This window comes from Dactylosporangium sp. NBC_01737, assembly GCF_035963215.1.
Lineage (GTDB): Bacteria > Actinomycetota > Actinomycetes > Mycobacteriales > Micromonosporaceae > Dactylosporangium.
This window is the reverse complement of sequence record NZ_CP109153.1, coordinates 9,527,650-9,540,140: the sequence shown is the minus strand read 5'-3', so window position 1 is coordinate 9,540,140 and position 12,491 is coordinate 9,527,650. Positions and strand designations below refer to the sequence as shown.

Sequence of the window (12,491 nt, the reverse complement as noted above, 5' to 3'; positions counted from 1 at the left end):
ACTCAGTGCGCCCGGTGGGACCACGGTGTGCGAATTCGCCGGGTACTTCACCTGTGCTCCCGATGACTCTGCACCGGGCTGAGCAGGGCTTCCGCGTCATAGGCTGCACATGCACGTGCATTTGCGTGTGACCAACGTGGAAGGGGGCACCGCGTGACCGAGACCGACAGGCGTCTGCTGGAGGGTGCGCCGTCGCTGTTCGGGATCGTCGCCGACCCGGAGGACGACGGCAACCCGTGCGTCGTCGCCTGGGGGCACCAGCTCGCCGACCGCGCCGTGACCAGCTGGTTTCTGGCGGACGGAAGCCTCGAGGTGGCCGTGTTCGGCTCCGCGGAGGCGGCCCTGGAGACGGCCGAGACGCTGTACCCCGCCCGCCTGGTCTGGGTCCCGCCGGGGTGCTCCGTGGCTTGATCCGGTGGCAGCTGAGGTGCGCGTCCGTGCGGCGCTCAGACGCCCCGCGCGGCGGCCGATGGTCCGGCGTGGAACCTTGGGAGCGGCACATGCGGGACTCGGACCGCCGGTCTCCGCGGCGCGACCCGGTGCTGCTCGGCATGGGCGCGTTCACGGTCGCCGTGGTGCTGTGGTTCCTCGCCGGCCCGGGTGACGGCAGGTCGTCCTGGCTGATCCAGACCGGCCTGGACGTCTCGCTGGTGTGGTTCGCCCGCCGGCTGGCGGCACTGTGCGCCGCGGGGTCGCCCGCCCGCCGGTTCTGGCGGACGATGGCGTTCACCGCCGTCTGCTGCGCCGCGGGCGACGGCTACCAGTCCTTCCTCGTGGTGCGCCACCCCGGGATGACCCAGGTCAGCGTCGTGCAGACGGGCCTGGTCGTCCTCGGCATGTCGACGATGGTCGTCACGATGCTGCGCCACCCGCTCGGCGCCGCCGGGCGGCAGCGGCTGCGGCTGTGGCTGGACGCCGCGACCGTCCTGGCCGGTGTCGCCGTGTTCCTCTGGTACTTCGCTGTCGGCGCCCACCTCGGTGCGGACCGGGCGGTGGACCGGCTGGCCGGCGCCGCCAACTCGGCGGTCATGCTGGTCATCGTCTTCGGCGTGCTGAAGCTGATCCTCAGCGACACCGCGCCGTTCACCATGGCCGCCGGGGTCGCCGGCAGCATCGGCACGGCCGGCACCGCGGTCGGCTCCTCCGTCGCCAACGTCCTCACCGGCGAGCCGAACCCGGCCCTGATGAGCGTCGCGCAGCTCCTGCCGTGCATCCTGGTCGTGTTCAGCCTGCGGCTGCAGGAGCTGCACAACCGGCGCGGCCGCGGCGACCGGCCGGCCGCCCCGCGGGGCCGCTTCAGCCGGATGCCGTACGTGGCGGTCCTCGCCACCCAGATCCTGCTGGTCGCGGCGCTCGTCGAGGTCCGGCCGGGCGCCAGGATCTGGGGCGTGACCGCCGGCGTCGTGGTCATCACCGTGCTCGTGTTGACCCGGCAGCTCGTCGCCTTCCACGACAACGACCGGCTGCTGACCGACCTGGACCGCAGCATGCTCGAACTGCGCAGCCAGAAGGAGTGGTTCAGCTCCCTCGTCCAGCACGCCTCGGACGTCACCCTCGTCGTGGACGCCGGCGACGCCGTCACCTACGCCAGCCCCGCCGCGGTGCGGATCCTGGGGATCGACCCGGCCCAGGCGCTCGGCGCGGTGCTGCGGCAACGCGTACACCCGGACGACGTCGACACCTTCGACGCCCTCGCCGCCCGGCTCGAGGCCTTCCCCGCCGGCGACGCGTCGGCCGCCGCCTCGGCGCAGGTGCGGCTGCGGCACACCGACGGCACCTACCGGTGGCTCGACGTCGTCGGCGCGGACCTGCGCGACCACCCCAGCGTGCGCGGCGTGGTGTACAACGCCCGCGACATCACCGAGGCCCGCGCCCTGCAGGACAAGCTGCTCCACCAGGCGACCCACGACGCCCTGACCGGCCTCGCCAACCGCGCCCTGCTCGGCGAGCGCCTGCAGCAGCGCGCCGCCGGCGGGCAGACCAGCGTGCTCGTCATCGACCTCGACGGCTTCAAGGAGATCAACGACGGGCACGGCCACCACGCCGGCGACCACGTCCTCACCACCGTCGCGAGCCGCCTGACCGCGCTGCTGCACCCCGGCGACGTCGCCGCCCGCCTCGGCGGCGACGAGTTCGCGGTGCTGCCCGCCGACCCGCGCCCGGCCCGCGTCGACGCGCTCGCCGAGCAGATCGTGGCAGGGCTGTCGGCGCCGATCGGCCTCGACGGCGGCGCGCTGCGCATCGGTGCCAGCGTCGGCGTCGCCACCGGCCCCGCCGACGACCCCGACCGGCTGCTGCGCGACGCCGATGCCGCCATGTACCGCACCAAACAGCACCGCAAGGCAGCCGCCACGGTCTGACCCGCCCGGCGCGGCCGTCGCGCCGCTTCCCGGGTTACCGCCCGCCGGCGTTCGCGGTCAGGCGGACGAGGCGGTCGGCGCCGCGGGCGTCGACGGTCAGCTCGTCGGAGAGCTTGGTGGCCAGCCACAGGCCACGGCCGTGCGGCTGGTCCGGTGGGGGAGCGGCGGCCGGCACGCTGAACTGCCACGGTGCGGTGCCGTGGTCGACGACCTCGACGACGAGCCGCTCCGGCTCCAGGATCAGGGTCACCACGGCGGTGCCGCCGCCGTGCTCCACGGCGTTGATGACGATCTCGTTCACGGCGACGGTGAAGGACGCCACCCGTTCCGGCGACAGGCCGACCTCGGCGGCGGCCTCGGTCACCCGGCGCCGGACCTCGGCGACACCGGTCACCGTCACCGGAGGCAGCGCCACCAGCACCGGAGGTGCGTCAGGGTCATCCCGCATGTCACATCCACAACGTCGTGCGCTGCAATCGGCGATGTCGCAGGCGGCCAGGACCCGCCGACGCCGTCGCTGCGTCCTCGTCGAATCACCATATAGGGTCAGCAAGCGCTTGTCGTTTTGCGCGAGGAGGGCCCATGGCACTGACACTGTCCACCACCCGTGACGCCGACACGATCACTGTGAGTGTTGCCGGTGACGTCGACCTGTCGACGGTGGCCGACCTGGATCATGCGGTGCTCGCCGCCGTCGACGACGCGACGGGCGTGGTGGTCGACCTGGCCGCGGTGACGTTCATCGACTCCGCCGGCATCAACACGCTGCTCAAGAGCAGACGGCTGGCCGACGAGCGGGGCCGGCACTTCCGGATCGCCAACGCGACGGGCGTCGTGCACGATGTGCTCGACCTGACCGGCGTCCTGGGTCACCTGTCCGGCTGAATCGCGGCCATCGTGCTCGATCCGACAGCACCGCGACGGTGCGACACTGACCAGCAGCTCGACGGGCGGAAAGCGTGAGAGGCAGGGACACGGTGCCGAGACGCGGCGGAAAGGCGATGGCCGACAGCGTGGAGAAGCTGCGCCGGCTGCAAGCGGTGACCGACGCCGCCCTGTCGCAGCTCGGCCTCGAGGACCTGCTCCACGAGCTGCTGGAGCGCACCCTGGACATCCTGCGCGCCGACAGCGCCGCCGTGCTGCTGCTCGACCAGGACGGCACCGACCTCGTCGCGACCGCGGTCGCCGGCCTCGACCGTGAGCTGCAGCACGGCCTGCGGTTGCCCCTCGGCGTCGGCTTCGCCGGCGGTGTCGCCGTGCGCGGCGAGCCGGTCGCCGTCGCACACGTCGACCGCGCCGGCGGCTTCGACAACGTGCTGCTGCCGGCGCGGACCACCTCCGTGCTCGGGGTGCCGATGCTCAGCAGCGGGCGCGTCATCGGCGTGCTGCACGTCGGCACCGTCGACCCCCGCTCGTTCACCCCCGACGACATCGAGCTGCTGCAGCTCGTCGCCGACCGGGCCAGCCTCGCCACCCAGGCGCGCCGCTCGCACCTGGACCGCGCCGCCGCGGTGGCCCTGCAGCGCAGCCTGCTCCCGGCCCGCCCACCGGCGATCCCCGGCCTGGACGTGGCGGTGCGCTACGTGCCCGGCGCCCAGGTCGGCGTCGGCGGCGACTGGTATGACGTCTTCGACCTGCCGTCCGGTCACGTCGGCATCGTCATCGGCGACGTCGCCGGCAGCGGCCTGCACGCCGCCGTCGTCATGGGCCGCATCCGCAGCGCCCTGCGGGCCTACGCGATGGAGACCGACGACCCCGCCGACGTCCTGACCCGCCTGGACCGCAAGGTGCAGCGCTTCGAGCCCGACGCCATGGCCACCGCCGTCTACGCGGTGCTCGACCCCACCCTCAGCACCGTGACGATGTCCAACGCCGGCCACCTGCCACCGGTCATGACCGGTCCGGACCGGCCAGGCCACCTGCTCAGCCTGTCGCCCGACCTGCCGCTGGGCGCCTACCGGGGCGCCGAGCGCCGCGGCACCCGCATGCCGCTGGAGCCGGGCCAGGGTCTGTTCCTGTACACCGACGGCCTCGTCGAACGCCGTGACCGTGGCATCATCGCCGGGCTGCAGCGGATGGTCGGCGCGCTGTCCCCGGGCACGGCCGACGCCACCTGCAACGCGGCGATGGCGCTGCTGGACAACACGGCACCCACCGACGACGTCGCCGTCCTGGCCGTGCGCCGCGTCTGACCGCTAGCCGTCCGCCATGTGGTTGCGCACCGCGGGATCCAGCAGCGTCCCGGCGTCCCAGTCGCCCTCGCCGCCGGCCGCTTCGCCCGCGGCGACGAACACGGCCTCGACGGGGCGCAGCCGCCCGATCAGCGCGTCGAGCGGGTATCGGTCGACGAACCGGGCGCCTGCCCGGTCGACCAGCAGCACGGCGAGGGGCCCGTCGCCGCCGAACGGCAGGTCCGGGTAGACGTTGCCGCCCCAGTACATGACCGGCGCGGCCTCCTCGGCGAAGCGGCCGGCGCCGGCGAGCATGAGCAGGTCCGTCTGGGTGCTGTAGGCGTCGGCGTGGTAGTCGTACAGGTAGATCTCCAGCGCGCCGTCGTGATGGCGGGCGAGGGTGACGCCGCCGGCGGCGCGGGCCGCCAGGAGCCGCAGCGGGGTCGCGGTGCGGGCGTCACGGATCGCGGCCACTGCCGCCGGGTGGTCGGCGATCGCGGCCAGGTCCCAGTCGGGGGCGTCGGCGTCCGTCCAGCCGGTCCACATCGCGGCGGGGTTGTCGATCACGTCGAGGCCCGGCAGCGGCGTGGCGAGCCACGCGTCGAAGCCGGCCCGCGACATCGGCATCCGGGTCGCGAGCATGTACGAACGACCCCCCACGGGTCACCTCCACCTGGTCGACGGCAGGCGTCCGACGATACCGGCGTCACCGGCCGGCGGCGTCCAGGAGGACCAGGTCGCCGGCGGACAGCCGCAGCGCGGCCGCGGCGACGTTGTCGGCGAGATGGCCGGCGTCGCCGGTGCCGGGGATCGCCAGGACGTGCGGGCCCTGGTGCAGCGTCCACGCGATGCGGACCTGCGCCGGGCTCGCCCCGTGCGCCTCGGCGACGGCCCGCACCGCGGTATCCTCGCCACCCACAGGGCCCGCGGCGGCCGCCCCGGCGGCCCGCCCGGTGCCGGCGATCGAGTAGAACGGCACGAACGCGATGCCCAGCGTGCCGCACCGGTCCAGCAGCGCGGCCTGGTCGGGGCGGACGCCGACGCCGTACATGTTCTGCACGCACACGACCGGCGCGATCGCGAGGGCCTCGTCGAGGTGGTGCGGGTGCACGTTGGACAGGCCGAGGTGCCGGATCAGGCCCGCCTGCCGCAGGTCCGCGAGCGCGCCGAACCGGTCCGCGACCGGGTCCGTGCCGACGACGCGCAGGTTCACCACGTCCAGGTGGTCCCGGCCGAGCTGGCGCAGGTTCTGCTCGACCTGCCCGCGCAGCTGCCCAGGGGCCGCGTGCGGCTCCCACGCACCGGACCGGTCCCGTGCGGGCCCCACCTTCGTGGCGATGACCAGGTCGCCGGGGTACGGGGCGAGCGCCCGCCCGATCAGCTCATTGGCGCAGCGCAGTGCGGAAAAGTAGAACGCGGCCGTGTCGATGTGGTTCACGCCGAGCTCCACGGCGCGGCGCAGCACACCGATCGCCTCGTCGCGGTCGCGTGGGACGGCGCCGGGCGCGAACGCCTCGCCGTGCTGCGGCAGGCGCATCGCCCCGAACCCGAGCCGGTTGACGGTCAGGTCGCCGAGTGTCCAGGTGCCCGCGGCCGCCGCGGAGATCGTCTGCGAAGTCATGCGCAGAGCTTCGCGCCGCGCCGCCGGTCGCACCGAATGATTCAGCTCCAGCCGAATCGTCGCGCGCCGGGTCGGTAGGGTCGGGTCGTGGAGGAGCTGGCGTTCTCGACCGCCGACCTGGCCCGCACCCGCTTCGTGGTCTCGCCGATGTGGGAGGCCGGGCCGAGTTTCCGGGTGCTGGCACGGGGGCGGGCGCATCCCGTACACCAGCGCTGGATCGACGACGTCCGGCCCAGGGTCGCCGCCGCAGGCCTGGACGCCGGGTGGCTCGCCGAGCTGATCCCGCCGGCCGGGTACGTCCCGGATTTCCTCAACCCGGCACCCGCCGGCGCGGCCCCGAACCTCGCCGAGGAGGTCGCCGCGATCCGTGCGACGCCGCCGGCCCACGTCCGCCGCGACCTCGACCGCCTCGCCCGGCAGGACGGTGGCCTCGGCCCGCGCGCCCGGGCCCTGCACGCCGACCCGGCCGCATGCCTTGCACGGGTCACCGGCGAGATCGAGGCGTACTGGGCGCTGGCGATCGCACCGTACTGGGCGCGCATCCGCGCGGTGCTCGACGCCGACGTGTTCCACCGCGCCCGGCACGTCGCGGAGCACGGCGCCGGGCACCTCCTCAACGCCCTGCACGCCTCCGTCGCGTGGGACGACACCGCGCTGCGCCTGTCCCGCCGGCCGGGTTCGCTGTCGCGGGCCGCGGCCGGGCCGGGGCTGCTGCTGATCCCGTCGGTGTTCACCGGACCGGACCTGTTCACCAGGTCGGCGCCGCCGGACCCGCCGCAGCTGGCGTACCCGGCCCGGGGTGCGGGCACCCTGTGGGAGACCCGGCCCGCGAGCGACGCCCTGGCCGCCGTGCTCGGCCGCGCGGGCCCGGCTGCTGGCGGAGCTCGGTACACCGGCGTCCACCACCGACCTGGCCCAGCGGACCGGCCTGTCCGCGCCGGGGGTGTCGCAGCACCTCACCACACTGCGCGACGCCGGTCTGGTCAGCGCCCACCGCGCCGGCCGCCGGGTGCTCTACGCCCGCACGAGCGCCGCAGAGGCCGTTCTCGACGCGGCCGTCCGATAGTCCTGCCGTCCGACGACGACGGCGCGCAGCCGGTCGACCGGGGGAGGCCGCGCCTGCGACCATGGCCGGCATGACGGTACGAGGAACGGCCGCCTACGACCGGGCCGGTGCCCTGCCGGAGCCCGTCGCGGCCGCGGTCCGCGCGGCGCGCCGGGCCGGTTTCGACAACTCGTGCGGACCGGAGCACGGCGAGCTGCTCCGCACGCTGGCCCGCGGTGTCGGCCCGGGCACGATCGGTGAGACCGGCACGGGATGCGGCGTCGGGCTGGCGTGGCTGGCCAGCGGCGCGCATCCGCGGGCACGGATCGTCAGTGTCGAGCACGATCCCACCGTGGCGGCCGTGGCCGCAGCGGTGTTCGCCGCCGATCCGCGGGTCGGGATTCTCACCGCCGACTGGCGGACGCTGGTCCGGCACGGGCCCTTCGACCTGCTCGTCCTCGACGGCGGGGGACACGGCAAGCAGGGCGCCGAACCGATCGACGTCGAAGTGTGGCTGCGCCCGGGCGCCGTGCTCGTCATCGACGACTTCACGCCGTCGCGCGGGTGGCCGCCGCTGTTCGGCGGGCAGCCGGACCACGCCCGCCTGCACTGGCTGCGGCATCCGGCCATGCTGACCACCGAGGTGCCGCTCACCCCGTCGTCGGCCAGCCTGGTCGGCAGGCACACGGGCGTCAGGAACGACTAGGCTGGCCCGGTGACCGACGCCGAGCTGCCCGTGTTCCAGTTCGCCTTCCCGGGGCCGCTGCGCGACGCGCTCGTCGCCGCCGTGCTGGACGGGACGAAGACCACCACGACCGCTCTGGCGCAGGACTTCGAGCTCGACGGCGACCCGCTGCCGGCGGCCGGGGACCGGGCGGCGGTGGTCGACTCGGCCGAGCGCCGGGTCGCGGTGATCGAGCTGACCCGGGTCGAGGTGCGCCGGCTCGGCGACGTCGACGCCACGCACGCCCGCGACGAGGGCGAGGGCCACGACACCGTCGCCGCCTGGCGCGCCGGCCACGAGGAGTTCTGGCACGGGCCGGGCTACCGCGGCTGGCTCGGCGACCCGCGGTTCACCGTCGACGACGACACCCCCGCCGTGCTGCAACGCTTCCGGCTCGTGCGGACACTGCCCTAGAGGGCGGCGCCGCCGTCGGCGGCGAGGGCGGCGGCGACCTCGGCGAGGACCGCGCGCCACTGGGCCTCGTCCTGCTTGGGCAGCACGTCGTCCCACAGTGGCAGGCAGCTGCCGCGCAGCTGGGTCAGCCCGGCCGGCCGGCCCATGAACCACAGGTGCAGGTGCGTGGCGCCGTCGCCGATCTTCGACGAGTGGACCCGGCCGATCCCGCCGACCGACATGACGGCCCGCTCGACCCGCTGCAGCATCGGCCCGATCTCGGCGGCCCGCTCCGCGGGCAGGTCGCCCAGGTCGTGGTGGCCGATCGGGCACAGCAGCACCACGACCGGTATCGCCGTCGGCCCGCCGGAGTGCCGCAGCATCCAGTGCTCGTCGGCCCACACCGCCTGCCGCAGCCCGTCCTGGCAGATGACGCACGCCTGCGGCCCGTCCTCACCGTTGCGCGGCGGCTCGGGCAGCACCGGCGGGTCGAGCGCGCGCACCCGCAGGTCGCCGTCGAACGGGAACGTGTCCCAGCCGGGGATGCCGTCGCCCTCGAACGGCGTGGACGGCCCGCCGACGGGCAGGTGGGTGAGGAACCGGTCGGTCATGACGACGATCATGCCAGGATGACGGCCATGGATCTCACCCGTCGGGTCATCGTCGCGCTCGACTTCGACACCGCCGAGGACGCCGAGGCGGTCGTGGAGCGGCTCGGGGACACCGGCCAGTCGTACAAGATCGGCCTGCAGCTGCTGACCGCCGCCGGTCCGTCGCTGGTCACCTCGCTCGCCGCGGCCGGCAAGGACGTCTTCCTCGACCTCAAGCTGTTCGAGATCCCCACGTCCGTCGCGGCCGCCGTCAGGGCCGCAGGCGTTCGCGGCGCGACCATGGTGAGCGTCCACGCCTCCGCCGGGTCCAGGATCCTGCGGGCCGCGGTGCGGGCCGCCGCCGAGTTCCCGCGGCTGCGCGTGGTCGCGCTGACCGTCGTCACCAGCCTCATCGACGCCGACCTCGCCGAGGTCGGGGTGACCGCGACGACCGGGGAGCAGACCGCGCGGCTGGCGCTGCTCGCCCGGGACGCCGGCTGCCACGGCGTGGTCGCCGCACCCCACGACGCGGCCGCGCTGCGCCGGCTGCTCGGCCCGGACGTGCTCGTCGTCACGCCCGGCGTCACGCTGCCCGTGCACCCGGACGCCGCGACCGACCACGCCCGCCCGGCGCACCCGGCGGACGCCTTCCGCGCGGGCGCGTCGCACGTGGTCATCGGCCGCGCGCTGACCCGCGCCCCCGACCCGGCGGCCGTCCTCGCCGCGATCGCCGAGGAGCTGCGGATCAGCGGCGCCGCAACGCGTCCAGCGGGGCACCGAACAGATAGTGCCACCCGGTGACGGTCCGCTGCCAGGCGTCGTACCAGGCCTGCTGCTCGTCGATGGTGACCACGTCCTTGCAGTCGGCCGGGTCGAGGACCTCGACCAGGTCCCGGACGTCCGAGCGGCGCCAGCGCCGCAGCGCGTACGCGACCTCGCCACCCGACATGCTCCGCGACATGCCCAAGCCGTGCACGTTGCGCCGGGCGCCGTTGCAGCACAGCAGGATGCCGTCCGCTTCGAGCGCGCGGCGCAGCGCCAGGAGCGACTCGTGCAGGTCCTCACCGGCCGCCGCCCACTGCCGTCCGTCGGGCGCCCGCAGTAGCAGGTCGTCGGCGTCGGTGCGGCGCAGCGCCCACTCGTGGGTGCCGTCCGCGGTGCGCACCCGCATCGTCCGCGGGCGCCCGTGAGCGGCGGTCAGGGCCTGCTCGGCCCGCTCCACCAGGGCGGGCACGAGGTCGGCGGCGGACGGCAGGTCGGTGATGAGGTCGACGGACTCACCGGCCCAGACCGGCAGCGGCGGGATCGCGCCGCGGGCCACGTCGTCCTGGTAGTCCTGCCGCGCCCGGGCGTCGGCGGCGAGCTCCTGCTCCCGGCCGCGCCACCGGTCGAGGTACGGATGCCCGAGCGTGCGGGCGGTGTACCGCGACGGCCAGCTCGACCCACGGGCGATGTCCAGCACCGCGCTGCGCTCGGTGTCCTCGGCGCGCCCGCCGACGATCGCCCCGGCGATCGCGGGATCCACGAGCGCCTCGCGGGTCGCCTGGAACCGGGTGCCGATCACGGCCCCGGCCGCGCCCAGCGCCAGCGCCGCCGCCACCCCGCGCCCGTCGGCGATGCCACCGGCGGCGAGGACCGGCACCGGATCGGCGAGGTCCACCACGACCGGCACGAACGGCAGCGTCGAGCGCCCGCGCCGCGCGCCGTGCCCGCCGGCCTCGGTGCCCTGCGCCACGATGACGTCCGCGCCCACGTCCACGGCCCGCCGGGCCTCCTCGAGGTCGGTGACCTGGACGATGAGCACGGCACCGGAGCGGCGGACCAGCTCCGCGTACGGGGCCGGGTCGCCGAAGGACAGCATGACCGCCCGCGGCCGGTGCTCCAGCGCCCGCCGCACGGCGTCGGCGTCGAGCATCCAGGTGAGGAAGCCGATGCCCCACGGCCGGTCGGTGCCGGCGGCCACGATCGGGACCTCCCGGTCCAGCCACGCACGGTCGCCGTCCGCGGCGCCGAGCATGCCGAGCCCGCCACCCCGGGAGACGGCCGCGGCGAGCGCACCGCCGGCGGAGCCTCCCATCGGCGCCAGCACGATCGGATGCGGTATCCCCAGCAGCTCCGTGAACCGTGTCGTCAGCGCCATACGCCCATCATCGGCTATCTCGCGCGGGCACGGATCTGCGCGGCGCAGCCCTCGGCGACCGGCGCCCACTCGGTGCCGAACACGTTCAGCGATGCCGCCTCCGGGTCCGATCCCTTGCGCACGACGGAGCCGAAGAACGCCAGCATCTGGTCCTCGCCGAACCGCTGCGCCAGGCAGGTCACGGCCAGCAGGGCAATGCCGTACCGGGCGCGGCGGTCGTCGTCGGACGCACCCTGCGGTATCCCGTCGAGCGTGACCGAGCCGTCCCAGCGTTCGGCGCGCAGGTAGCGCCGCACCGACGGCAGCCGGTCCCGGGTCCACGAGCCGTCCCGGTCAGCGACGTACTCGGCCAGGCCCTCCGCAAGCCACCACAGCGTGCCGGGCTCGGCGCCGAGGCTCACCACGTGCGCGAACTCGTGGGCCAGCAGGTTCTCCAGTCCGTCCTGGACGGGCTGGACCGCGACACCGTATGACCCGGCCGCATAGCCGTCGAAGCTGTCTGCCTGGCCGTTCCACCAGGTACGCCACTCCTCGGGCCCGGCGAGGTACACGACATACCGCGTCGGCGGCGGCCCCCACCGGGCGAACCGGTCGGCGATGTCGGCGGCCCTGTCGGCGGCCTGGACGGTCCGCTCGAGCTGACCGGCGAGGGAGGCCGGCGCGGCCACGACGACCCGCCGCCCGGCGACACCCTGCAACGCCGTCAGGTCCCACGGCAGCACGGTGCGCTGGAACTCGGTGACGACCGCCCGTCCGTCCCGCACCGTCCACGCGGTCGGCAGCACCAGGTGCACGGGCTCGCAGGCCGGGTTGCCGAGGCAGTACCCGATCGTCACCTTGACGGTCCACCGGTCGTCGGCCTCATCCGGCGTCTCCGTCACCTGCGCGGTCCACCGCGCCACCCGCAAGGCCCGCAGCGAGTGGAACCGGAGCGTGAACTCCTCGTGCAGCTCGGCGTCGACGGATGCCAGGTAGCCGTCCAGGTCCCCGCCGAGCAGCGCCTGCGCCTGCGCGGCGAGCCCGGCGTTGATGAGGTCGCCCTTCGCCCCGACGGGGTTCTGCGACAGGGCGGACGCGCTGGGCGCGGCGGTGCCGTGCGTCGCGCCGGTCCTGGCGGTGAGGTACAGCGCCGCCACGAAGACGAGCACGATACCCGCGGCCGCCAGCCACAGCCACCGCTTCGGCGGCTCCGGCGCGGGCGGCGCGGCGGGCCTGGCGGAGGAGGACGTGAACGGCAACGGCACGCCGTACCCGCCCGCGCCGACGAACTCGACGGGCCGCGGCTCGTCGTCCTCCCGAGTCTTCACGCGCGCAACCTACTGGATCTCCGCTGCCCCCGCTACCAGCACCGTTGGCGTACCGTCGCGGGCGTGTACCTCGTCTACGGGCCGGCCTCCGTCTTCGAGGCCGCGCGCGGGGTCGCTGCCGCGCTTCGCCGGACACCGGG

The 12,491-nt window shown here is 74.9% G+C and carries 14 protein-coding genes; 8 read left to right on the top strand and 6 right to left on the bottom strand.

The features are described from left to right. The first annotated feature begins 153 nt into the window (after window positions 1-153). Together OHA72_RS43620 and OHA72_RS43615 are read left to right on the top strand one after the other, a co-directional pair. Entirely contained in the window at window positions 154-411 is a 258-nt protein-coding gene (locus OHA72_RS43620; protein WP_327001969.1) for a hypothetical protein, read from the top strand. 89 nt (window positions 412-500) lie between these two features. Further along, a complete protein-coding gene (locus OHA72_RS43615; RefSeq protein ID WP_327001968.1) occupies window positions 501-2,360 on the top strand; it encodes a diguanylate cyclase domain-containing protein in 1,860 nt (619 codons plus the stop codon). Between the two features lie 34 nt (window positions 2,361-2,394). Here the strand turns inward: OHA72_RS43615 and OHA72_RS43610 are convergent, their stop codons facing one another. Next, window positions 2,395-2,808, bottom strand: a complete 414-nt coding sequence (locus tag OHA72_RS43610; RefSeq protein WP_327001967.1) for an ATP-binding protein — start codon at window positions 2,806-2,808, stop codon at window positions 2,395-2,397. Between the two features lie 134 nt (window positions 2,809-2,942). On the opposite strand from OHA72_RS43610, the gene OHA72_RS43605 reads away from it, so the two are divergent. Together OHA72_RS43605 and OHA72_RS43600 are read left to right on the top strand one after the other, a co-directional pair. Next, on the top strand, window positions 2,943-3,245 hold the full coding sequence (locus tag OHA72_RS43605) for an STAS domain-containing protein (protein ID WP_327001966.1): 303 nt from the start codon (window positions 2,943-2,945) through the stop codon (window positions 3,243-3,245). A gap of 116 nt (window positions 3,246-3,361) precedes the next feature. Next, on the top strand, window positions 3,362-4,552 hold the full coding sequence (locus OHA72_RS43600; RefSeq protein ID WP_327001965.1) for a PP2C family protein-serine/threonine phosphatase: 1,191 nt from the start codon (window positions 3,362-3,364) through the stop codon (window positions 4,550-4,552). Window positions 4,553-4,555: 3 nt separating this feature from the next. Here the strand turns inward: OHA72_RS43600 and OHA72_RS43595 are convergent, their stop codons facing one another. Together OHA72_RS43595 and OHA72_RS43590 are read right to left on the bottom strand one after the other, a co-directional pair. Next, complete coding sequence (locus OHA72_RS43595) at window positions 4,556-5,191, bottom strand: hypothetical protein (protein WP_327001964.1); 636 nt, start codon at window positions 5,189-5,191, stop codon at window positions 4,556-4,558. 46 nt (window positions 5,192-5,237) lie between these two features. After that, window positions 5,238-6,152, bottom strand: coding sequence for an aldo/keto reductase (locus tag OHA72_RS43590; RefSeq protein ID WP_327001963.1), 915 nt, complete (start codon window positions 6,150-6,152; stop codon window positions 5,238-5,240). A gap of 87 nt (window positions 6,153-6,239) precedes the next feature. Between OHA72_RS43590 and OHA72_RS43585 the strand changes: the two genes are divergently transcribed. Genes OHA72_RS43585 through OHA72_RS43570 form a run of 3 tightly spaced genes read left to right on the top strand, consistent with a single transcriptional unit; the run spans window position 6,240 to window position 8,335 of the window. Continuing rightward, entirely contained in the window at window positions 6,240-7,292 is a 1,053-nt protein-coding gene (locus OHA72_RS43585) for a DUF5937 family protein (protein ID WP_442788383.1), read from the top strand. Next, window positions 7,289-7,903: an O-methyltransferase gene (locus OHA72_RS43575; RefSeq protein WP_327001962.1), complete on the top strand. Its 615-nt coding sequence runs from the start codon at window positions 7,289-7,291 to the stop codon at window positions 7,901-7,903. Before OHA72_RS43585 ends, OHA72_RS43575 begins: the two co-directional genes overlap by 4 nt. A gap of 9 nt (window positions 7,904-7,912) precedes the next feature. After that, entirely contained in the window at window positions 7,913-8,335 is a 423-nt protein-coding gene (locus tag OHA72_RS43570; protein WP_327001961.1) for an ASCH domain-containing protein, read from the top strand. On the opposite strand, the gene OHA72_RS43565 is transcribed toward OHA72_RS43570, so the two are convergent. Then, window positions 8,332-8,925, bottom strand: a complete 594-nt coding sequence (locus tag OHA72_RS43565; protein ID WP_327001960.1) for an HIT family protein — start codon at window positions 8,923-8,925, stop codon at window positions 8,332-8,334. The two genes, OHA72_RS43570 and OHA72_RS43565, sit on opposite strands and share 4 nt — an antisense overlap. A 27-nt stretch (window positions 8,926-8,952) precedes the next feature. Here OHA72_RS43565 and pyrF point away from each other — a divergent pair, with 27 nt between their 5' ends. Beyond that, window positions 8,953-9,705, top strand: coding sequence for an orotidine-5'-phosphate decarboxylase (pyrF, locus tag OHA72_RS43560; RefSeq protein ID WP_327001959.1), 753 nt, complete (start codon window positions 8,953-8,955; stop codon window positions 9,703-9,705). Here the strand turns inward: pyrF and OHA72_RS43555 are convergent. Beyond that, on the bottom strand, window positions 9,650-11,044 hold the full coding sequence (locus OHA72_RS43555; protein ID WP_327001958.1) for an NAD(P)H-dependent flavin oxidoreductase: 1,395 nt from the start codon (window positions 11,042-11,044) through the stop codon (window positions 9,650-9,652). The two genes, pyrF and OHA72_RS43555, sit on opposite strands and share 56 nt — an antisense overlap. Window positions 11,045-11,058: 14 nt before the next feature. Next, entirely contained in the window at window positions 11,059-12,351 is a 1,293-nt protein-coding gene (locus OHA72_RS43550) for a DUF2268 domain-containing putative Zn-dependent protease (protein WP_327001957.1), read from the bottom strand. Window positions 12,352-12,491: the final 140 nt, after the last annotated feature.

Excerpts from the sequence above, each read along its gene's own strand:
- OHA72_RS43610 (WP_327001967.1), bottom strand. The coding sequence starts at position 2,808 with ATGCGGGATGACCCTGACGCACCTCCGGTGCTGGTGGCGCTGCCTCCG.
- OHA72_RS43590 (WP_327001963.1), bottom strand. The coding sequence starts at position 6,152 with ATGACTTCGCAGACGATCTCCGCGGCGGCCGCGGGCACCTGGACACTC.
- OHA72_RS43600 (WP_327001965.1), top strand. The coding sequence starts at position 3,362 with ATGGCCGACAGCGTGGAGAAGCTGCGCCGGCTGCAAGCGGTGACCGAC.
- pyrF (WP_327001959.1), top strand. The coding sequence starts at position 8,953 with ATGGATCTCACCCGTCGGGTCATCGTCGCGCTCGACTTCGACACCGCC.
- OHA72_RS43565 (WP_327001960.1), bottom strand. The coding sequence starts at position 8,925 with ATGACCGACCGGTTCCTCACCCACCTGCCCGTCGGCGGGCCGTCCACG.
- OHA72_RS43575 (WP_327001962.1), top strand. The coding sequence starts at position 7,289 with ATGACGGTACGAGGAACGGCCGCCTACGACCGGGCCGGTGCCCTGCCG.
- OHA72_RS43605 (WP_327001966.1), top strand. The coding sequence starts at position 2,943 with ATGGCACTGACACTGTCCACCACCCGTGACGCCGACACGATCACTGTG.
- OHA72_RS43615 (WP_327001968.1), top strand. The coding sequence starts at position 501 with ATGCGGGACTCGGACCGCCGGTCTCCGCGGCGCGACCCGGTGCTGCTC.
- OHA72_RS43555 (WP_327001958.1), bottom strand. The coding sequence starts at position 11,044 with ATGGCGCTGACGACACGGTTCACGGAGCTGCTGGGGATACCGCATCCG.